The following is a 20,472-nucleotide window of genomic DNA, read 5'->3' as shown; positions in this document are numbered from 1 at the left end:
ACGACGGGTGCGCGGACTTCTGGACCATCCCTCCACCGCGGGCCCGTCGATGCGCGATGATGCCCGGCGGGGAGGGCCATGAGGGGTGGCCGAGGGGGGCCGTGCTGTGACCATTTGCTTCAACCCGCCGCCGGGGTGGCCGACGCCGCCTGCGACGTGGGTGCCGCCTGACGAGTGGCTGCCCGACCCCGAATGGCCCGAGCCTCCGGCCGACTGGAGCTTCTGGTCGGTGACCGCGCAGCCGCCCCGGTCGGAGAGGTCCCGGCGTGCCGGGCGCGGGCGCCTGAGCAAGGTGTCATTCCCCCTCGCCACCGTGGCCGCGCAGTCGACGGTGTCCCTCGCCGCCCTCTTCCCCGAGCGGGGTCGACAGGCTTCCGCGACCTACGGGGGCTACGGCAGCTCGTCGGGCGGCGCCGCGGCTCCAGCGATGAAGGCCGGGCGGGAGTACTACGAACCACGAGGCTGGGGCGGCTCGGCGTCCGGTGGCGTCGCTGACCCGCTCAACGGGTCGGTGCTCAACGGCTCCGCGTCGGCCGTGCCCGGACGCCTTCTCGTGCAGGCCGATCCGTCCGCCGACGCCGCCGAGGCCGGCCCGGGCGACGAGCCCGAGGTGACGCCGGGCATCCGGCTGTCACCGATCCTGCGGCTCGTGGCGCACCCGTCCGGTCTGCGCGTGCAGTTCCGGGTCGGCGGTCCGGTGGCCGCGGCGCTCGCCGACGTCATGACGCCGGCGATCGAGGCCGCCACCCCCGGCCTCGGCTCACCTCAGGGCGGCCCGTCCGGCCGTGCGGCTCAGGCCTCCGGCCGAGAGGGGCGGGGAGGGCGGCAGGGCCGGCTCAGCCTGCTCCGGCGCGGTCGTCGCGACGCCGGTGGCCTGCCGGTCGATGGGTCGGCAGGCCGAGCGCCGGGAGGCCACGGCGCGCTCTCGATCCGCGAGCTCGCCGGCCGGGCCCTCACGGCCCGCCGCGAGGCCGACCGTGACGAGGCCCTCGCCGTCGACCGCGACCTGTGCTCCCTGCACCGTCAGCCGTTCAGCGCGATCCGCCCGCCGGCGGTGACGCAGCTCGTCCCCGTGACCGCCTCCGAGGTGGCGGCCATCCGGCAGCAGGCCCTCGCCGCGACCGGCGCCACGGCCAAGGGCCTCTCGCGCGCCGAGAGCACGGAGCTCAAGGCGCTCGCCACCGAGCGGGCAGCCGCGTTCGTCAGCGCCAGCAACGTCGCGCGTCGGGTGCTGCACGATCGGCAGGAGGCGCTCGCATCGGGTGCGTGGCAGCTCCTCGAGTCGCACGACCCGGCTGCCGTCGTCGCCGTCGTCGACGAGGCGCTGCGGCTGTCGGGCAGCGACGTCACGTGCCTCGACGCCGGTCTCGACCCGGTGACGCAGCGGGCCTACGTCACCGTCCTCGTGCGCTTCGCGACCATCGGCATCGTCGCCGAGGAGGGCCGCGAGGTCACCGCGTCGGGCCGCGCGTCGTGGCGTGCGCGCACGGCCTGGGAGCGCAACGGGGTGTATGCCGCCGGGCTGGCTGCCGTCGTCCTCGCCGCCGCGAAGCAGGTCGACAGCATCGCCCCGGCGACCGACGACGTCAACGTCGTCGTCGTCCGCCCGACCCGCAACGGCCGTGGCGTCGAACCGGTCTACGTCGGGCGGCTCGACCGGGAGGACGCGTCGCTGCGCCATCCCGAGGCCGACCCGCTGCCGCTCGTCATCAGCTCCGCCGTGCCGCACGGCATACGGATCCACGGTCCGGAGCGCGAGGTCACCGCGCTCGAGCACGCGGCCGACGTCGACGGTGCCCTGCGTGAGATCGTCGACGCGTGCCGCGCCGCGGACGCGCAGGCCGCCCGGCTCCGGCACGGGGGTCGGGTGCAGACCGGCGGGTCCGTCCCTCCCGCAGGCTAGATCGCGCCGGCTAGAGGTCGCGCCGGACGAGGCGCCGCAGCGCGAGGGCCGCGACGGGTCGGTAGCCGACGACGGCGAAGGCCGGCCCGTCGATGACGAGCTCGGTCGTGCAGCCGCCAGGCGCCGGCCGGACGACGTGGTCGAGGGTGGCGTGCACGGGGCCGAGGCGCACGTGCCAGCTCCACTCCATCGCCTCCGCGTCGACCGACAGCACCTCGAAGGGAACGCGGACCCCGAGCGGGCCGACGACGAGCCCGTTGAGCCCGGGCGCGATGCGCGGCGTCGCGGCGATGACCTCCTGGATCTGGGGCGACCAGCTCGACCAGAGGTCGAGGTGCTCGTAGCGGGCCCAGGCGACGGCCGGGTCGGCGCCACCGCTCGCCGTGATCGTCGCGCGCACCGCTCAGCTCCCTCGTCGCTCAGGCACGGTCGATCACGCGCTGTCTGCGGCCGGGGCCGGCGCGGGCCCGTCGACGTTGATTGTCGGCGTGCCGGAGCCGCAGCGGACGATGACGGCCCGTGACGTGCCGTCGCCCGGGTTGGACTCGCGGTGCACGGCTCCGGCCGGCACGCGGAGGAAGTCCCCCGGGCCGGCCTCGACGACGACCTCGCCGCCAGGACCGGACTCGAGCCGCATCCGGCCCGAGACGACGTAGAGCGTCGTGTCGTGCTCGCCGTGGTGGTGCCACCCGGACACGGCGCCGGCCTCGGTGTCGACGGTGCCCGACCACATCGACTCGGTGTGCAGGGCGACCTGCCGGCTCATCCCCGGCGTCGGGTCGGCCGGGTTGAGGGCGTCACCCGCGACGTGGCTGCACGGCTCGGCGGCGGCGGTCGGAAGGTCGGTGTGCTCCGTCATGCCCCCATCAAACCCCCACGGCTCTAGCCTTGTCGTGTCCGTGTTCGTGTCGTGGTTCGTGTTCGTGTCGTGGTCGTGTCCCGTTCGTGTCGTCGGCGAGGTGAGGTGGCGCGTGGCAGCCGGTCGTGCTGGTCAGGTCGTCGTCGTGGGCGGCAGCATGGCCGGACTGCTCGCGGCCCGGGCGCTCGCCGAGCACGCCGAGTCGGTCGTCGTGCTCGAGCGGGAGCGCCTGCCGGAGGCCGTCGGGCCGCGCGGCCGCGTGCCCCAGGGACGGCACCTGCACCTGCTGCTCTCGGCAGGCCTCGACCTGCTGCGTGACTGGTTCCCCGGGATCGAGGACGAGCTCGAGAGCCACGGGGCCGTACGCGTCGACGGCACCGGCGCGTGGGTGCACCAGGGCGGCGCCTACCGCGCCCGCGGCGACTGGGGCCGGCCGGCCGTCTCGCAGACGAGGCCCCTGCTCGAGCACGTCGTGCGCTCACGGGTCGCTGCGCTGCCCGGGGTGAGCGTCGAGGACGGCGTGACCGTCGAGGGCGTCGTCCGGTCCGGGCGTCGCGTGACGGGGGTGGTCGTGGACGGGCAGGAGCGGCCGGTCGACCTCCTCGTCGACTGCTCCGGGCGCAGCTCGCGTCTCGCGCACGACCTCGCGGCGTCGCACGTGCTCGACCCGCCCGTGACCCGCGTCGGCATCGACATCGGATACGCGTCCTTCACGATGCGCCGGTCGCCCGACGACTTCGAGGGCCACTTCGTCGTGTGCATCGAGAACCCGGGCTCCTTCCGCGGAGGTGCGGTGCTGCCCGTCGAGGAGGACCGGTGGCAGGTGACGCTCGCGGGCGTCCACGGTGACGCGCCGCCGGCGACCGACGAGGGCATCGCGGCGTTCGCGGCGAGCCTCCCGACCCCGGCCGTCGCCCAGCTCATCGGCCGGTGCGAGCGGCTCTCCGAGGTGTCGACCTACCGCTTCCCGTCGAGCCAGCGCCGGCACTACGAGAAGGTGCGTGACCTCCTCCCCGGGCTCGTCGTGCTCGGTGACGCGGCGAGCAGCTTCGACCCGATCTACGGCCAGGGCATGACCTCCTCGGCGCTCCAGGCGGCGGCGCTGGGTGAGGTCGCGTCGCGGGTCGGTGTCGCGGCCGATGATCTGCCGAAACGCTTCCATCGCAAGGCCGCTCGCATCATCGACGCGCCGTGGCGCATCGCAGTCGGCGGCGACTTCGGCCACCCTGCGACCGAGGGTCCGCGGCCGCTCGGCACGGCCGAGCTCAACGGCTACCTCCAGCGCGTCGTCCGCGCCTCGCACGCCTCGGTCCCCGTCGCGCGGGCCTTCAACCGGGTGCTCCAGCTCGCCGAGCCACCGACGTCCCTCGTCCACCCGGCGCTCGTCGCGCGGGTGCTGCGCGAGTCGCGCCGCTCACCCGTCGCGACGGGCGCCGAGATCCGTCACCCCCGGGTCGGGCCCGTCCAGGTGGGCTGACGGTCGGGCGCATGCCGCGCGGCCGCCGCTTCTTTGACAGGGTGGACGCATGAGGACCGACCACTTCATCCGATTCGAGCGCGTCGACTCCGTCGAGGAGACGTCCCGCGGGCTGCTCGCGCGACTGCACGAGGAGGCGCTGCGCATCGACGCGGTGCGACCCGACGTCGTGCGCGTCCAGCTGAGCCGCGGCGGCGTCTTCGACGAGAAGCCGACGTATGCCGTGTGCGTCGACCCGCTGGAGGGTGACGTCACGTGGCGGACGGAGCAGACGGAGTCGGAGGTGGGCTCCGCGTGGCGGCTCGTCACCGACGACCTCGTCGTGACGCTCTGGCTCGAACCGTTCCGCGTCGACGTGCACCGCACCGACGGGTCGGTCGTCATCGAGTCCACGCCGGACTCGGAGGGCCGCTACTGGACCTACGCGACGCTCAACGACGCGTGGACGACGCGTCGCCGGATCGGGCGCGACGACGCGATCTACGGTCTCGGCGAGAAGGGCGGCCACCACAACCGGCGCGGCCGCGACTTCACGATGTGGAACACCGACGTCCTCAACGAGCACGCGACGGCCGAGTTCCGGGCGGGCCTGTCCGCGGACGACCCGCGCGCCGACATGACGAGCGCCGAGTTCGACCCGTACTACGTGACGATCCCGTTCTTCTACCAGCGTGACGCCGCCTCCGGTGCCGTGGCCGGCTCGTTCGTCGACAACGGCTACCGCGGTGAGTACGAGTTCAGTCGCGAGGACGAGTACCGCGTCACCTTCCACGGCGGTCAGTGGACGGAGTACGTCTTCGCCGGACCGTCGATGGCGAGCATCCTCGAGCGCTACACGTGGCTCACCGGTCGTGCGTCGTTGCCTCCGATCTGGGCGCTCGGCTACCACCACTGCCGCTGGCACGCGTACAAGCAGCAGGACGTCGAGGTCATCGCCAGGCGCTACCGCGACGACGAGTTCCCTTGTGACGGCATCTGGCTCGACATCGACTACATGGACGGCTACCGCGTCTTCACGTGGGACTCGGAGCGCTTCCCGGACCCGGCGGGGATGCTCAAGGGCCTGGCCGACCAGGGCTACCGGGCCATCACCATCGTCGACCCGGGCGTCAAGCACGACCCCGGCTACGCCGTCTACGACGACGGGCTCGAGCAGGACGTCTTCTGCCGCACCGAGGGTGGCGACACCTACATCGGCCAGGTCTGGCCGGGCAACACGGTCTTCCCGGACTTCGCGACGCCGGAGGCCCGGTCGTGGTGGGGCGCGCTCAACGCCAGGCACGTCGAGTCGGGTCTGGCGGGGATCTGGAACGACATGAACGAGCCCGCGACCGGTGAGATCGCCCCGCAGGCGATGCTCTTCGACAAGGGGCGCGCCAAGCACGAGCGCTTCCACAACCAGTACGCGCTGCTCATGGCGATGGGCACGATCGAGGGCCTGCGGGCCGCTCAGCCGGACGCGCGTACCTTCATCCTGTCGCGCGCCGGCTTCGCGGGCATCCAGCGCTACGCCGCGAACTGGATGGGTGACAACCAGGCCCGCTGGGACCACCTGTGGGTGAGCATGCCGATGGCGTGCGGCTTCGGCCTCTCGGGACAGCCCTTCGTCGGCGCCGACATCGGCGGCTTCCAGGGCGACACGAACCCCGAGCTCTTCCTGCGCTGGATGCAGATGGGCGCGCTGACTCCCTTCTGCCGCAACCACTCCGAGACGAACAACATCGACCAGTACCCGTGGTCGTTCGGTCCCGAGATCCACGACCTCGCCCGCGAGGCCGTCCGCCTGCGCTACCGGCTCATGCCCTACATCTACTCGGCGTTCGTGCGGGCGACGGAGACGGGTGAGCCGGTGCAGCGCCCGCTCGTCCTCGACCACCAGTACGACCCGAACGTCGTCGACCTCGACGACCAGTACCTCTTCGGCCGCGACCTGCTCGTCGCGCCGGTGACGGAGCAGGGCCAGACGTCGCGCACCGTCTACCTCCCCGAGGGCGACTGGTACGACTGGCACACCGGCGAGCTGCACCCCGGCGGCCAGCGGATCACCGTCGAGACGCCGCTCGAGCGCCTACCGCTCTACGCCCGCGCCGGCGCCGCGATCCCGATGTGGGCCGAGGCGCCTGTCTCGACCGACGGCTACCGGCCCGAGTCGGTCGAGCTGCACGTCTTCGGCCCGGTCGTCGACGGACGCTGGGAGTCGGTGCTCGTCGAGGACGACGGCCTCACGGTGGCCGATGGCGAGGCCGAGCGCCTCACGACGACCGTCGTCGTCGAGCGGGCCGCGGGCGAGGTGACCGTCGCGCACGAGACGTCGGGCCCCGGGTATGCCGGTCACGCGCGCACTCGCTTCGACGTCGTACGCCACAGCTGAGCCGGGCGGGGCGGTGCCGTTCGCCGGGATCGAGGCGAACGGCATACGCCCCCACCGGGTATGCCGCGGGGGACCCGAGCGCCCACGGAGCGCCCACGGAGCTCCCAGCTGGGCGCCCCTTGAGCGGGTGACCCCCGAGCGGAAGACTGGCGAGCATGGCTGACACGGCGGAGCGCGAGCAGGGCCAGAAGAGCGAGAGCCTGCTCACCGTCATCATCGCGCTGGCGATGAACGCCCTCATCGCCGTGGCGAAGTCGGTCGTCGCGATCATCACCGGGTCGGCGTCGATGGTGGCGGAGGCCGCGCACTCGTGGGCCGACGCGGGCAACGAGATCTTCCTGCTCATCGCGGAGCGTCGGGCGGGGCAGCCGCGGGACTCGACGCACCCCTTCGGCTACGGGCGCGAGGCGTACGTCTGGTCGATGTTCGCGGCGTTCGGGCTCTTCGGAGCCGGTGCGGTCGTGTCGGTGTGGCACGGCATCTCGGTGCTCGGCCACGAGGAGCCGGAGACGTCGTACACGTGGGCGTATGCCGTGCTCGCCATCGCCTTCGTGCTCGAGAGCGTCTCGTTCGTCCAGGCGACGCGGCAGACCCGGTCCGAGGCGCGGAGCCGCGGTCTGCGGCCGCTCAAGTTCATCGCCAACACGTCGAACCCGACGCTGCGCGCGGTCTTCGCCGAGGACGCAGCGGCTCTCATCGGCCTCGTCATCGCGGGGCTCGGGATCTTCCTGCACCAGATCACCGGCAACGCCGTCTGGGACGCCATCGGCTCGATCTTCGTCGGGCTGCTGCTCGGCGTCGTCGCGATCTTCCTCATCGGGCGCAACCGCGACTACCTCGTCGGCCAGGCCGTGCGGCCGGAGCTGTGGGAGCGCGCGTTCGACGCGCTGAGCGGCAGCCCCGAGGTGGAGCGCGTGACCTTCCTGCACCTCGAGTTCGTCGGTCCGGGGCGCGTCTTCCTCGTCGCGGCCGTCGACCTCACCGGCAACGACACGGAGTCGGAGGTGGCCGACCGGCTCGCTGCGCTCGGGCACGAGGTCGAGCAGCACGACCTCGTCGAGCTCGCGATGATCACGCTGTCGCGGACGGACGCACCGAGCCTCGAGCGACCGACCGTCTCCTAGCAAGGTCGTCACGGGCGCCGACGCGCCAGGTTGCCGGGGACCCACCATTCGGTGGCGCGTACCGAAATGACCACTCGACGGCCTGGGTCAATCGAGTGGTCACTCCGGTACGTGCTCTGGGCGTACCGAAATGACCACTCGAGGTTGCGACGCGTACGGAAGTGACCACTCGAGGTTGCGACGCGTACGGGAGTGACCACTCGAGGGTGTGTTGGCGGACGGCCAGGCTCAGTCGAGTGGTCACTCCCGTGCGCGCGGACGTGCCGGCGACCCCGCCACGGTCGGCGGGGTGTGGGGCGCGGCCGTCAGGTGTGCCAGGTGACGCCGGCGGCGGTGACCGTCGCCGTGAGGTCGCGCTCGTGGACCTCGGTGTGATGCCGCTGGCAGAGCAGAGCGGCGTTGCTGACGCACGTGCGGCCGCCGTGTCGCCAGTGGACGACGTGGTGGGCGTCGCACCAGGTCGCGGGGACCGTGCACCCGTCGAAGCTGCAGCCCTGGTCGCGCGCGATGAGGGCGAGGCGCTGACCGCGGGTGAAGAGGCGCTGACTGCGCCCCACGTCGAGCGGCTCGCTCTCGCGACCGAGCACCATCGGGATGATCTCGGCGTCGCAGGCCATCCGGCGCACGACACCCGGCGACAGCACGTCGCCCGTCAGGGTCGTGCCGCAGCGGGACGAGCTGCGGCGGCGGAACGACTCGGGGACGTCCGGCTCGAGGTCGGACACGAGGCTCTCGAGGTCGATGAGGACGACGACCTTGGCCTTGTCGGTGGTCGGAACGCCGTCGGCCGAGGCGACCCCGCGCTGCACCATCGTCAGCAGGGCGTCCATCCGGCGTCGCGCGGGAGTGCGGTCGTCGGGTGTGACCGTGCGGCCGTGCTCGTCCTTCTCGGGGCAGGGGATCGAGAGCGGGTCGATCGCGGACCTGAGGACGGCGGCGCCCTCCGGGTCGAGCACGCCACGCAGACCGACCATGCCGGTCGCGTTGGGCGGGGTGAACCAGAGCCCACGCGCCTCGCGTCGCCCGCGGTCGAGGCGGTCCTCGTCGCGCGGCGGGCGGACCTGCTCGGTGTGGTGCCGGACGAGGCGGGCGAGCTCCTCGGATCGCAGCTGCGGCGCCTGGTCGGTGAGGTCGGCCAGTGCGGTCGTGAGGTCGTCGGGGTCGGCCACGGGGCTCGTGCGCTGGTCGAAGTCGACGATCTGCGCGGCGTTGCCGACCGTGACCTGCTGGGTGGCCACGAGCAGACGCAGCCGTGCCCACCGTGCCTCGGCCAGGGCGGTGCCGACGGTGACGAACGCCCTGGCCTGACCGGCAGTCAGGCTCGGGTCGTGGCTGCGCAGCCAGTCGGTGCGCGACAGGCCGTCGGGTGCCTCGATGCCGCGCGACACGAGCTCGGAGACGATGGTGACGAGCGTGACCTCGTGGGTGCGCCGCTGACGGGCAACTCGCTCGGCCGCGGCGGTGAGCTCGGCCTCGGCATGGCGGGTCAGCCCCAGCCCGGCCGCGGCCTCGACGACGATGGCCTCGTCGACGCCCATCGAGGCGCCCGCCTCGTCGACACCCGCCGAGGCGCCCGCGCGAGCCGAGGTCGCCTCGACCCACGCGGGGTCGTCGACCATCTGCTCGTAGCCGGCGGCGTCGAGCCACCTCGGGTGCCGCAGGTCCAGCTGCTCGAGCGAGTCCGCGTCGGCAGCCGCCAGGCCCGACCACGGGCCGGCCGCTCGGCGCTCAGGACGAGCAGCAGGGGCCACGCGACGCGCTCGACGCCCGGCCCGCGCAGACCGCGCGTCGGGCTCGGACGGAGGAGACGGCATACGCCCCGCGAAGCGCTCCCAGAACCCGCCCTCGGCTGCGCCGCCCGTGGCGCGCTGTCGCGCCTCGAGGTCGGTGAGCCGGCTCCTCAGGAGCTCGAGCATCGTGGGTTCGCCTGCCATGAAACGACTTTAGACGGGACCACCGACAGTGCCCCCGACCCTCGCTGTCGCGCTCGTGGCGTGTGCCGGGGGCCGCGTTTCCGTCCCGCGCCACGGTTCGTCGGTGAATCGTCCCGTGCAGGGCGCGCCTGCCCCTATCCTGAGCCCGCCGCACCACGGTGGGCGGCTCGACACAGGGGATCCAACGCATGCCCACTCTGCGCGCCGTCGCGGCTGCCTTCGCGGCGTCCTTGACGCTGACCACCATCGTCGCCTCGCCCTCGTCGGCGATGACGTATGCCGTCCCGACCGCGGGCGCGCCCGCTCGCGCGGCGACGGCGTCCTCGACGGCACCTGCCTCGGGAGACGTGTCACAGGTCCGTCGCGAGCGCGCCGGCTCGGTGGATCGCACGACGGCGACGCGTGCGGCGGCCCTGACCGGCTCGACCGCCACCGCGCCGCAGCGCACCCCGCGAACGACGTCCTCGGACTCGACGTCCGCTGACGACGCCACGGCTGCCCCGGCACCGACCGAGGGAGCCCGCACGGCCACGGCCACCGGCGCGGTCTCGGCGGCATCGCTCCCCGGCGGCATGCACGCGCTGCCGGCGCACCGCCTCCTCGACACCCGCACCGGCCTCGGCGCCACCCAGGCCGCGGTGGCCGCGGGCACGAGCGTCTCGTTCCAGGTGACCGGGCGCGAGGGCGTCCCTGCGACCGGGGTCGGCGCCGTGGCGCTGACGGTCACGGTCGTGTCGCCGACCGGCCCGGGGTTCGTGACGGCATACGCGGCTGGTTCGCCGGTGCCGACGGCGTCTTCGCTCAACTACGCGACGGGTGACCTCGCGACCAACCTCGTCGTCACCCGGCTGTCCGCCGACGGTCGCGCGGAGCTGCGCGTCGGCGGTTCCGGGTCGGCGCAGCTGCTCGCTGAGGTCGTCGGCTGGGTCGAGGCCGGCGACGTCACCGAGCCGGGCGCATACTCCCCGCTCGCACCGAAGCGGCTCCTCGACACCCGCGACGGGACGGGCGCCCCCAAGGGCATCCTGACGGGCGGCACCACGGTGACGCTGCCCGTGGCCGGCCGTGGTGGCGTGCCCGCCGACGGTGCCGGCGCCGTGGTCCTCAACGTCACCGCGGTCGGGGGCACGGCATCCGGCTTCCTCACGGTCGGGCCGACGCTGAGCGGCACGGTGACGACGTCGAGCCTCAACTACGCCACGGGCCAGGTGCGCGCCAACCTCGTGCTCGTGCCCCTTTCGGACACCGGCTCGGTCGACCTGCGGGTCACGAGCAACGGGTCGGTCCACGCCATCGCCGACGTCGTGGGCTGGGTGCGTGCGGGCCCTCCCGCGACCGACGGCGCCATGTCCGCAGTCGCCCCGGCTCGCCTGCTCGACACGCGGACGGACGGCGGCGGCCCCGTCGGGAACGAAGGGTGGGCCGAGATCCAGGTCACCGGCTACGCCGGGGTGCCGTATGCCGGTGTGCACGCAGTCCTGCTCAACGTCACCGCGACGCGGGCCACGGCGCAGGGGCGCGTCAGCGTGCTCCCGGGGGCGAGCAACCTGCCGACCGGATCGCAGATGCAGTTCACCAAGAGCCGCAACGACGCCAACCTCGTGCTCGCTCCGGTGTCGCCCGACGGCTGGGTCGACCTCCTCGTGCAGTCCTCGGGCACGGTCGACCTCGTCGCCGACGTCGTCGGCTACGTGACCGGTCCGCCCGTCGACACGATGGAGCCGTCGTCCGTCACGTCGCTCGTCACGACCAAGCCGACGAAGAACTCGGTGACGCTGACCTGGCAGAACCCGACGGACGCCGACCTCACCGGCGTCACGATCCGTCGCGTCGTCGACGGCGCGACGACGGGCGACCCGTTCGAGGGCACCGTCGTCGCCGAGACCACCGGCACGACGTTCACGGACCAGAACCTGACGCCCGGCACGACCTACGGCTACTCCGTCTGGGCGCACGACTCCTTTCCGAACATCTCCTTCCCGGTCGAGGTCACGGCCACCACCACGCCCCTCGTGTGGTCGGCGCCCGTGCGTGTGGCGCCCTACGTCGGCGCCCCCCGCGCCGTTGCGTGCGTGACGACCACGTGGTGCATGGCCGGCGACAGCTCCGGTCAGGTCCTCACGTGGAACGGCACCGCCTGGAGCGCCCCGAAGCGGGTCGTCACGCCCGCTGACACCGACACGGACGGCGGCATCTCGTCGCTGTCATGCGTGTCGTCGTCGTTCTGCACGGCGGTCGCGGACCACGGCGGGGTCGTCACCTACCGCAGCGGCGTGTGGAGCGCCGTCACCCGGATCAAGAGCTCGACCGGTGCTGAGCTCGCCGCTGCCTCGGTCGACTGCACGTCCGCCACCTTCTGCATGGCCGTGGGCATGGACGAGAGCTGGAAGAGCTGGACGGCACGCTACAACGGCACGTCGTGGACCGCCGCCACGACGATCACGGCCTCCGTCGGCCAGGTCGACTGCGTCTCGACGAGCTTCTGCATGGCCGTCGGGCAGGACATGTATGCCGCCGGGTGGGCAGCGCGCTGGAACGGCAGCACGTGGACGTCGACGAAGATCCAGCCGAGCGGCGCGTCGACGTACGACGTGTCGTGCACGAGCGCCACCTTCTGCATGGCCACCTCGAGCGGCGGCCTGTCGGTCCGCTGGGACGGGTCGTCGTGGAAGGTCCTGCCGACCTTCGACTCCACCAACGGTTTCCAGGGCTACGACGTCTCGTGCACCTCGACGACGTTCTGCATCACCGCTGACTACCAGCGCGGCTACTCGCGGTGGAACGGCACGACCTGGAGCAGGGTCACCGCGTTCGGCTCGCCCCGGGGATTCTCGCTGTCCTGCGTCTCCACGACGTGCATCGGCGTGGAGTCCCAAGGGCGCTACACCCGCTTCAACGGCTCGTCGTGGTCGGCTCTGGCCGGCTTCGACGCGACCCGTGGGGGCATCGTCGACCTCGCGTGCGGCGCGGCGACGAGCTGCCTCGCCACGGACGAGCGCGGCAAGGCCTACCGCTGGAACGGCACGGCGTGGGCGGCGCCGGTCACCATCTCGTACGTCGCCTCGAGCGCGAGCTGCGCCAGCTCGACGTGGTGCCTCACGAACGTCTCCTCGGCGCGCACGTGGCGCACCGTGAGCGGGTCCACCTGGTCGGCCAACGGGACCGCTCCTGCCGATCTCGGCGACCCCGACTGCCCGGTGACGGGGTGGTGCGTCGCGTTCGACTCGTTCGGCCACGTCAGCACCTTCAACGGCACCTCGTGGAGCGCCTACAAGACGGTCTTCACCTTCAACGGCGGGGCGCCGACCGCGGTCGACTGCCTGAGCAAGACCTTCTGCATCGCCGTCCACGGCGGCAACGGCTTCTGGTCGCGGTGGAACGGGTCGACGTGGTCGGCGCCGAAGGATCTGGCGAGCGGCACCGAGCGCAGCGCCGTCGTGTCGTGCGCGTCGACGACGATGTGCCTCGCCGTCGACGAGGGTGGCACGAGCCTGCGGTTCGACGGGACGACGTGGCGCCGCCTCGCCGCCCCCACGGACTTCCAGCTGGAGGGCACCTACGACGTGGCCTGCCCGGCGACGAGCTTCTGCTCGGCACTGCTCAACGGTGGCTCGGTCGCGACGTTCAACGGGACGGCGTGGAACGCGGCCACCCAGGAGACGGGCCTCTACGACGTCTGGGACAAGCCCGCCGACCGTGTCTACGAGCTCGAGTGCCCGTCGACGTACGCGTGCGTCGTGGCCGGCCGCGTCAAGGTCGTGAGCTCGCACTGACGCCGGCCGGGCATCAGGTGACGTTGCGGATGGAGCCGCGCACCTGGACGGGCATCTCGACGAGGTGCTCCCCGCCCGGCTCGTCGGGGCCGAGGACGAGCTCCATCGCCTTGCGGCCCATCTCCTCGTAGGGCAGCTTCGCGGTCGTGAGCGCCGGCCGCAGGTAGGAGGCGATCTCGTCGTCGTCGAAGGAGGCGATCGACACGTCGTCGGGGACGCGCAGGCCGTGCTCGCCCAGCGCCTGGTAGGCGCCGAACGCCACGCGGTCGTTGAGGCAGAGCAGCGCGGTGACCGGGGCGCCCGACTCGAGCACCCGCTTGGTCCCGGCGTAGCCGTTCCACGGCTCCCAGGAGCCGACGTCGACGACGGCCACAGGTGTCGCGCCCGCCTCGACGAGGGCCTCGTCGATGCCGGCGAAACGCGCGCCGATCGTCACCGAGGAGCGTCTGTCGGCAGGGGCGCTCGGGGCGCTGCCGATGATGCCGATGCCCTCGCCGTGCCCCTGCTCGAGGAGCAGGCGCATCATGGCGCGCCCGGCCTCGTGCTCGGCGGGCAGCACGGAGGCGTAGGTGTCGTCGCCGGCGCTGCTCGCGCTGTTGGTCGTGACGACGCGCATCGACTCGGGCAGCGGTGGCAGGTCGAGCAGGCGTGCGGCCATCGACCCGAACACGATGCCGTCGACCTGGCGGTCGATCATGAACTCGAGGGCCTTGGCCAGCTGCTTGGGGTGGTTGCCGGTCTCGGCGATGAGGACGGCGTGGTCACGCTCGTCGGCGACGTCGAGCAGGCCCCGGATCATCGCGGAGGCGAAGCGGGTGATCGTCACCTCGTCGGAGATGAAGCCGATGGTGCCGGTCGTGCCGAGGCGCAGGGAGCGGGCGGCCGGGTTGGGCCGGTAGTTCAGCTCGCGGGCGGCCTCGTGGATGCGGGCCACCGCGTCGGCCGAGAGGCGTGAGCCGGGCCGGTCGTTGAGCACGAGGCTGACGGCCGTCTTGGACATCCCGGCCAGAGCGGCGACGTCGGCGAGCGTCGGTCGCTTGGTCACCTGCCACCCCCGTCGGTTCGTCGCCTCTTCGCGGCACCGCCAGATCGCGTATGCCGGGTGCTCCCTCCCAGGGCACCCGCGGACAGCGTACCCCACGGTAAGGACGCCGAGGAGGCATACCTGCTGGTGAAAAGGTTTTAGCAACCTCTTGTGGAAGGTTGGACAGAGCCGCTACCTTCGGGGCTGAAAGGTTTTAGCAGTGGCGCTGACCTTCCCACCACGGAGGAACCGATGAAGCTCACCTCGACCACCACCCGCGTCGCCGTCGGCCTGCTCGCCGCAGCGCTGCCGCTCTCCATGGCCGCCTGCACCAAGGGCGGCAGCTCCAGCTCCGGCGGCGCCGGTGGCGAGCTGACGATGTGGACGCACAATGCCGGCAACAAGGCCGAGCTCGCGGCCGTCACGGCGATCGTCAACGACTACAACAAGAGCCAGAGCAAGTACAAGGTCAAGATCCAGGCCTTCCCGCAGGACAGCTACAACCAGTCCGTCGTCGCGGCGGCCGCCTCCAAGAAGCTGCCGTGCATCCTCGACATCGACGGCCCGAACGTGCCGAACTGGGCGTGGGCCGGCTACCTGGCGCCGCTCGACGGCCTCGACGCCACGCTCTCGAAGTACCTCCCGACGGTGCTCGGCAAGTGGGACAACAAGACGTACTCCTACGGCTACTACGACGTCGCGCTCGTCATGGTCACGCGCAAGACGATCCTCGACAAGTACGGCATCCGCGTCCCGACCACCGACTCCCCGTGGACGAAGGACGAGTTCGACGCCGCCCTGAAGAAGATCAAGGCGTCGGGCGACTTCCAGAACCCGCTCGACATCGCGACGAGCTTCACCGGCGAGTGGTGGCCCTATGCGTACTCCCCGATGCTCCAGAGCTTCGGCGGCGACCTCATCAACCGCGACGGCTACAAGACCGCCGAGGGCTCGCTCAACGGGCCCAAGGCCGTCGAGTGGGCGACGTGGTTCCGCAGCCTCGTGACCGACGGGCTCGTCCCGCTCAAGTCCGGCGCCGACCCGGCCAAGGACTTCATCAACGGCAAGTCCGCACTCCTCTACAACGGCACGTGGACGGCCGTCGACACCCGCAAGGCCTTCGGCAAGGACACCCTCTTCCTCCCGCCGCCGGACCTCGGCACCGGCCCGAAGATCGGTGGCGGCTCGTGGCAGTGGGGCGTCTCGACGAACTGCTCCGACCAGGCCGGCGCGCTCGACTACATGAAGTTCGCGGCGCAGGACAAGTACGTGGCCTCGGTGGCTCGGGACACGAACAACATCCCGGCGACGGACGCCGCGGCGGCCCAGGTCAAGGGCTACGAGAAGGGCGGGGAGAACCAGGTCTTCCTCGACTACGCGAAGAAGTTCGCCGTGCTGCGTCCCGTGACGCCGGGCTACCCCTTCATCGCGACGGAGTTCACGAAGACCGCGCAGGACATCCTCAACGGCGCCGACCCCAAGCAGGCGCTCGACCAGGCGGTCAAGAACATCGACGCCAACCAGAAGTCCAACGGCTACTTCCAGTGAGTGACTGAGATGACCACCATCACCGCAGCCGAGAACGCCTCGGCCGGCGCGACGCGTCGAGGGCAGCTGAAGTCCCAGCGCCCCAAGGAGTCCCGGTCGTCGACGACGACGGCGCTGCTCATGCTGGCGCCCGCCGCCGTCCTGCTCGTGACCTTCCTGCTCGTGCCGATCGGGCTGACCTTCGGGCTCGCCTTCACCAACGCGAGGCTCATCTCGCCGCGGCCGGCCGAGTTCGTCGGCGTCGACAACTTCGTCCGGCTCTTCGAGGACGAGACGTTCTGGGCGTCGCTGCGCAACACGATCGTCTTCGCGGCGGTCATCGTGCCGGTGCAGTCGGCGTGCGCCCTCGGGCTGGCGCTGCTCGTCAACGTCAAGATGCGCGGGGTCAACTTCTTCCGCACCGTCTACTTCCTGCCCGTCGTCACCTCGATGGTCGTCGTGTCGATGCTGTGGCTGTTCATGTACCAGAAGAACGGCCTCATCAACCAGGTGCTGCTGAAGTTCGGCATCGAGGGGCCGGACTGGCTCGGCGACCCGAAGACGGCGCTGCTCGCGATCATCCTCATGTCGGCGTGGCAGGCGATGGGCTTCCACATGGTCATCTGGCTCTCCGGCCTGCAGACGATCCCGGCCGACCTCTACGAGGCGGCCGAGCTCGACGGGGCCGGCGCGTGGCAGCAGTTCCGCTACGTCACGTGGCCGGGCCTGCGGCAGACGAGGACCTTCATCCTCATCACCATCACGATCTCGGCCTTCGCGCTCTTCACGCAGGTCAACATCATGACCCAGGGCGGGCCGCTCGACTCGACGTCGACGGTCGTGCTCATGGCGGTCCGGACCGGCTTCCAGCAGCAGCAGACGGGCTACGCCTCGGCGATCTCGCTCGTCTTCTTCGTCCTCGTCCTCGCCGTCACCCTCGTCAACCGCTACGTCACCCGAGACAGGGACGCCCGATGAGCACCACGACCGCTTCTGCCGGCGCCCCCGGCCTCGGCTCGGACCACCTGGCGCACGTCGCCGAGACCACCACGACGGCACCGCACCGTGTGGGAGAGGGACGACACGGCATACGCAAGCCTCTCGGCGTGCTGGCACGGCTGGTGCTGTGCCTCGTCTTCGGGCTGCCGCTGCTCTTCATGATCGTGTCGAGCTTCAAGCCCGACCTGCAGATCTTCGACGACCTCGGCAGCTGGAAGGCGTTCGCGCCGACGGGCGACATCTCGCTCGACAACTACACGGGCGTCTTCGGACGAGTTCCCTTCGCGCAGTTCATGATGAACTCGGTCATCATCACCGTGGTGACGGTCGTGCTCGGGGTCGTCGTCAACTCGATGGCGGCGTTTGCCCTGGCGCGGATCAAGTTCAAGGGGAGCGGGTGGGTGCTCGGGCTCATCCTCGCGACGCTCATCGTGCCCTTCGAGACGCTGGCGCTGCCGCTGCTGTGGTGGGTGAACAAGCTGCCCTTCCTCGGGCCGGACGGCCTGTCCGAGGGGTGGCTCGACACCTACCAGGTGCAGATCGTGCCGTTCGTCGCGAACGCCTTCTCGATCTTCCTCTTCTACCAGTACTTCGACTCGATCCCGAAGGAGCTGGACGAGGCGGCGAAGGTCGACGGCGCGGGGTGGTTCCGGATCTACCGGAGCATCGTCATGCCGCTCGCCGGGCCGGCCGTCGCGACCGTCGCGATCCTCACCTTCCTGCCGACGTGGAACCAGTACCTCTGGCCGCTCATGTCGGTGCAGAGCGAGGAGCTGCGGCCGGTCATGGTCGGCATCGACTACTTCAAGCAGCTCAACACCTCGTGGGGGCAGATCATGGCGTACGCGTCGATGATCACCGCGCCCGTGCTCATCCTCTTCATCGCCTTCCAGCGGTCGTTCATCAACTCCATCGCCAGCTCCGGCGTGAAAGGCTGAATCGTGTTTCGTCTCCCCGAGGCGTGGGTGTGGGACTTCTGGCTCGTCGACGACGGCGAGCAGTACCACCTCTTCTTCCTCTACGCGTCGCGGGCGCTGCGCGACCCGCACGCCCGGCACTACAGGGCCTCGATCGGGCACGCGGTGTCTTCTGACCTAGTCCACTGGGAGCGCGTGGTGGATGCGCTCGTGCGGTCGGACGCGCCGGCCTTCGACGAGCTCGCGACGTGGACCGGGTCGGTCGTGCGGCACCCGGACGGGCGGTGGTTCATGTTCTACACCGGGGCCCGCCTCAACGAGCACGGCGCCAACGTGCAGTCGATCGGGTATGCCGTGTCCTCCGACCTCTACACATGGGACAAGGCGCCGGGGCCGGTGCTCGAGGCGGACGGTCGCTGGTACGAGAAGTACGCGCCGCCGCCCGAGGGGAACTGGCACGACGAGGCGTTCCGCGACCCGTGGGTGGTGGCTGATCCGGACGGTGATGGCTGGCACATGCTGATCACGGCTCGGTCTGCTGCGGGGCCGGCTCACGATCCGTCGGATCGGGTGGACCGCGGTGTGGTCGGGCACGCGTGGTCGGCGGACCTGGAGAACTGGGAGCTGCGGGCGCCGTTGTCTGAGCCTGGGGCTGGGTTCGGGCAGCTCGAGGTGTTTCAGACGCACGTGGTGGACGGGAAGCAGGTGCTGCTCTTCAACTGCGCGGTCGGGGACATGCCCGAGGCGGCACGGGCGGCCGGCATCACCGGCGGGGTATGGATCGCGTCGGCCGAGTCGGTGCTGGGGCCGTACGACCTGGCCGGCGCTCAGGAGATCGACGACCCGACCCTCTACGTCGGCAAGTTCATCGACGACCGCGAGACGGGCGACACCAAGTTCCTCGCCTTCCGCAACGAGACCGGAGGCCAGTTCATCGGCGAGATCACGGATCCGTATGCCGTGCGCTGGGACGGCGACTGCCTTGCCCTCACGCCTGCGCCTTGACGGATAAAGCGCGCAAAATGCGTCGAGGGACTCACGGCTTGTATTCGCAAGCGACGCCATCGTGGTCACGGTCGAGGCCGGACCAGCAATCGGGGTCCTTTCGGTGTATCGGCGCGACCGCCGCAGCCTACGCATCGGGTCGCCGGGGCCGGTGCTGTCGGCGGACCCGCGGTGGATCGAGAAGCATGCCGACGGGCACTGGCACGACGATGCGTCCGTGATTTGTGGGTGCTACCCGACCCGGACGAGAGCGGTTGGCACGTGCTTGTCACGGCGCCAACCACGGCGACGTTATGGATCGCGGCGTGGTCGGGCACGCGTGGTGAGCCGACCTGGAGCGCTAGCAGCTGCGGGAGCTGCTGTCGTCACCGCGGCACGGTTTCGGGCAGCTGGAGGTGCTGCAGCCCTTCGTTGACGGCCGCCAAATGCTGCTCTTCAACTGCATGGTTGGTGACATGCCGGAGGCCGCTCGGGCCGAAGTGGTCACGGACGGGGTGTGGATCGCGGACGCGAAGTCGCCGCGCTGCCCTACGACACCGCCGGCTCCCAGGCCTTCGACGACCCGTCGCTCTACGCTGAGGTTGACCATGTCGGCAAGTTCATCAATGACCGCGAGACCGGGGACCAGGTTCATGCCCATCCGCACGAGACAGGCGGTAGTTTCTCTGCGAGACCACGACCCTGTTGCTTTAGCTCACGTCAGAGCAGGCCTCGCCCAGTTGGCGGAGGGCCAAGCTACCTGTGATTTGATTGTGCCGATACGGGATCGCTGGGAGGAATATTGTCCACTGGGTTTGGGTTTGAAACGAAAGACTTTGTGGCCTCGGCCTCTGACTATGCGTATGAAGCTATCCAAGATTATGAGCGTTCAAGATGGAATCTGCTGCCCCTTCATGCCGGCGCGGCAACGGAATTTCTAGCAAAGGCAGCGCTCGCTAAAGTCAACCCCCTTCTACTTGCGGACAGCGGTGGCCAACTGGGTCATTCGCTCGTTCAACTTTCAGGTGTTGATGGCCGGAGAACTCAGGAAATACGGACTGTGGGACTGCGCGAAGCCATTCACAGGCTTCGACTCGTGAAACCTAGTCTGCGCGTGAAAGAAGAGCAATCTGCCTTGCTCGCCGAGGCGCGCAACTTGGCAGCCCATATAGGTGCGGCGAGTGACGGTGGCGGAAGAACGTTTCTGGCGTTCTTGTGTGTGGCCAATGCCATTCTCCCGCACTGTGGAATCTCGGGCCCATCGTTCTGGCGAGAATATGACAAGGCTGTCAACCAGGTGGCCACCTTGCGCTTCGGACAGGAAGACTTTGACGCCCTGTCGAGGATTGCTCTCGCAACGGCACATGCCTCGAAAGCTGACCATTCTCGAATTCGTGTGGCCCGTTCTGAGGTCGCGGTGCGGCAAGTTCTTGGCGACCATCAGGAGGCCGGCGACTGTCCTATCTGCGAGTGCCAGGCAATCTTTGACGGCAGGTATGAGAAGAATTGTGACGTATGGATCTTCATTCCAGAGTCTCTGGATTGCCATGGCTGCAGAGTGAAGTTGCGCGCCGCCGACG

14 protein-coding genes and 1 pseudogene are annotated in these 20,472 nt (G+C 70.6%); 9 read left to right on the top strand and 6 right to left on the bottom strand.

The features are described from left to right. Positions 1–292: 292 nt before the first annotated feature. A complete protein-coding gene (locus ACSSS0_RS09920) occupies positions 293–1,903 on the top strand; it encodes a hypothetical protein (RefSeq protein WP_487231010.1) in 1,611 nt (536 codons plus the stop codon). A 10-nt stretch (positions 1,904–1,913) separates the two neighbouring features. On the opposite strand, the gene ACSSS0_RS09915 is transcribed toward ACSSS0_RS09920, so the two are convergent. Together ACSSS0_RS09915 and ACSSS0_RS09910 are read right to left on the bottom strand one after the other, a co-directional pair. Continuing rightward, positions 1,914–2,303, bottom strand: a complete 390-nt coding sequence (locus ACSSS0_RS09915; RefSeq protein WP_435984157.1) for an SRPBCC family protein — start codon at positions 2,301–2,303, stop codon at positions 1,914–1,916. A 33-nt stretch (positions 2,304–2,336) separates the two neighbouring features. Next, entirely contained in the window at positions 2,337–2,762 is a 426-nt protein-coding gene (locus ACSSS0_RS09910) for a cupin domain-containing protein (RefSeq protein WP_487231009.1), read from the bottom strand. Between the two features lie 112 nt (positions 2,763–2,874). Here ACSSS0_RS09910 and ACSSS0_RS09905 point away from each other — a divergent pair, with 112 nt between their 5' ends. From ACSSS0_RS09905 to ACSSS0_RS09895, 3 genes are all read left to right on the top strand, one after another. Then, the gene (locus ACSSS0_RS09905) at positions 2,875–4,239 is read left to right on the top strand and encodes an NAD(P)/FAD-dependent oxidoreductase (RefSeq protein ID WP_487231008.1); all 1,365 of its coding nucleotides are present in this window, start codon (positions 2,875–2,877) and stop codon (positions 4,237–4,239) included. Between the two features lie 49 nt (positions 4,240–4,288). Beyond that, positions 4,289–6,610 carry a glycoside hydrolase family 31 protein gene (locus ACSSS0_RS09900; RefSeq protein WP_487231007.1) on the top strand — a complete coding sequence of 774 codons (2,322 nt, stop codon included), beginning with the start codon at positions 4,289–4,291 and terminating at the stop codon, positions 6,608–6,610. 155 nt (positions 6,611–6,765) lie between these two features. Beyond that, on the top strand, positions 6,766–7,734 hold the full coding sequence (locus tag ACSSS0_RS09895; RefSeq protein WP_487231006.1) for a cation diffusion facilitator family transporter: 969 nt from the start codon (positions 6,766–6,768) through the stop codon (positions 7,732–7,734). Positions 7,735–8,039: 305 nt separating this feature from the next. Here the strand turns inward: ACSSS0_RS09895 and ACSSS0_RS09890 are convergent, their stop codons facing one another. Further along, on the bottom strand, positions 8,040–9,668 hold the full coding sequence (locus tag ACSSS0_RS09890) for an HNH endonuclease signature motif containing protein (RefSeq protein WP_487231005.1): 1,629 nt from the start codon (positions 9,666–9,668) through the stop codon (positions 8,040–8,042). A 188-nt stretch (positions 9,669–9,856) separates the two neighbouring features. Here ACSSS0_RS09890 and ACSSS0_RS09885 point away from each other — a divergent pair, with 188 nt between their 5' ends. Continuing rightward, positions 9,857–13,441: a hypothetical protein gene (locus tag ACSSS0_RS09885; RefSeq protein ID WP_487231004.1), complete on the top strand. Its 3,585-nt coding sequence runs from the start codon at positions 9,857–9,859 to the stop codon at positions 13,439–13,441. Between the two features lie 13 nt (positions 13,442–13,454). Here ACSSS0_RS09885 and ACSSS0_RS09880 read toward each other — a convergent pair whose 3' ends face one another. Next, positions 13,455–14,486 (bottom strand): LacI family DNA-binding transcriptional regulator, encoded by a 1,032-nt coding sequence (locus tag ACSSS0_RS09880; RefSeq protein ID WP_487231003.1) that lies wholly within the window; start codon positions 14,484–14,486, stop codon positions 13,455–13,457. 231 nt (positions 14,487–14,717) lie between these two features. On the opposite strand from ACSSS0_RS09880, the gene ACSSS0_RS09875 reads away from it, so the two are divergent. Genes ACSSS0_RS09875 through ACSSS0_RS09860 form a run of 4 tightly spaced genes read left to right on the top strand, consistent with a single transcriptional unit; the run spans position 14,718 to position 18,913 of the window. Then, a complete protein-coding gene (locus ACSSS0_RS09875; RefSeq protein WP_487231002.1) occupies positions 14,718–16,013 on the top strand; it encodes an ABC transporter substrate-binding protein in 1,296 nt (431 codons plus the stop codon). Beyond that, complete coding sequence (locus tag ACSSS0_RS09870; RefSeq protein WP_487231001.1) at positions 16,014–16,970, top strand: carbohydrate ABC transporter permease; 957 nt, start codon at positions 16,014–16,016, stop codon at positions 16,968–16,970. Beyond that, on the top strand, positions 16,967–17,929 hold the full coding sequence (locus ACSSS0_RS09865) for a carbohydrate ABC transporter permease (RefSeq protein WP_487231000.1): 963 nt from the start codon (positions 16,967–16,969) through the stop codon (positions 17,927–17,929). The genes ACSSS0_RS09870 and ACSSS0_RS09865 overlap by 4 nt, the downstream gene beginning before the upstream one ends. A 3-nt stretch (positions 17,930–17,932) precedes the next feature. Continuing rightward, positions 17,933–18,913, top strand: a complete 981-nt coding sequence (locus tag ACSSS0_RS09860) for a glycoside hydrolase family 68 protein (protein WP_487230999.1) — start codon at positions 17,933–17,935, stop codon at positions 18,911–18,913. A 31-nt stretch (positions 18,914–18,944) separates the two neighbouring features. Here ACSSS0_RS09860 and ACSSS0_RS09855 read toward each other — a convergent pair. Both ACSSS0_RS09855 and ACSSS0_RS09850 read right to left on the bottom strand, forming a co-directional pair. Further along, positions 18,945–19,028 (bottom strand): annotated as a pseudogene (locus ACSSS0_RS09855) (excalibur calcium-binding domain-containing protein); the annotation flags it as partial. 885 nt (positions 19,029–19,913) lie between these two features. Beyond that, positions 19,914–20,441, bottom strand: coding sequence for a hypothetical protein (locus tag ACSSS0_RS09850; RefSeq protein ID WP_487230998.1), 528 nt, complete (start codon positions 20,439–20,441; stop codon positions 19,914–19,916). Positions 20,442–20,472: the final 31 nt, after the last annotated feature.

It is taken from the genome of Terrabacter sp. R4-6 (assembly GCF_057529065.1).
The sequence above is the reverse complement of the archived record's forward strand: the minus strand, read 5'-3'. Positions and strand labels throughout refer to the sequence as shown.